Annotated in this window: 1 protein-coding gene; it reads left to right on the top strand. The window is 49.5% G+C overall.

Features of this window, described 5'->3' with window-relative positions:
• The coding region (locus R7Z49_RS24350) for a DUF6923 family protein (protein WP_318112273.1) at positions 1 to 794 on the top strand (794 nt) is incomplete at both ends.

Genomic DNA, 794 nt, shown 5'->3' on the forward strand with positions numbered 1-794 from the left:
CCGCAAACGTCAACTTGACGGATTTTGCCTTTCATCCTGGCGACGGTTCGCTTTACGGAATCGACAACAACTCCGGCATTCTCTACAAATTCAATACTGCAAACGGCCAAGCCACTATGATTGGAGATACGGGCGAAACCGGTACCTTTGGTGCGGGCTATTTTGACGTCAACGGCAATTACTATGTTTCCCGCAATCAAGACGGAAAAATCTACCGTATTAATTTGTCAGCGGACAACGCTTCAAACATCAACGCTGGCATTGTCCCAGCGGTTGAGTTTGTCTCGAACGGCCCGAGTTCAAGCCAAAATGACGGTGCACGCTGCGCCAACGCGCCAGTTATTGATGAAGATGACCCAATCGATTTTGGCGATGCTCCAGACAGTTACCACACGCTTCTTTCCTCAAACGGTCCACGACACGAAATCGATGGTGCGACATGGCTTGGTGTCATTGCGCCTGATGGCGATTCTGACGGACAAATTGCACCTTCTGGCGACAACAAAGTTGGTACCGCAGACGAAGATGGTGTTGGCTTTGTTGCCGCACTCGATCCAGGTTTGAGTTCACTGGTGAATGTGATGGCGTCTACTTCTGGTTACTTGTCTGCTTGGTTTGACTGGAACCGAGACGGTGATTTCGCAGATGAAGGTGAACAAGTATTTACAGACCAGCTACTCGCAACAGGAAACAACACACTTCCATTTATTGTCTCTGAATTGGCAACCGCAGGACCAAGTTGGAGCCGATTTCGCTTTAGCCAACAAACAGGGCTCAAATACGATGGCGGCTCA

It is taken from the genome of Vibrio sp. 1562 (genome assembly GCF_033340155.1).
GTDB lineage: Bacteria > Pseudomonadota > Gammaproteobacteria > Enterobacterales > Vibrionaceae > Vibrio > Vibrio alginolyticus.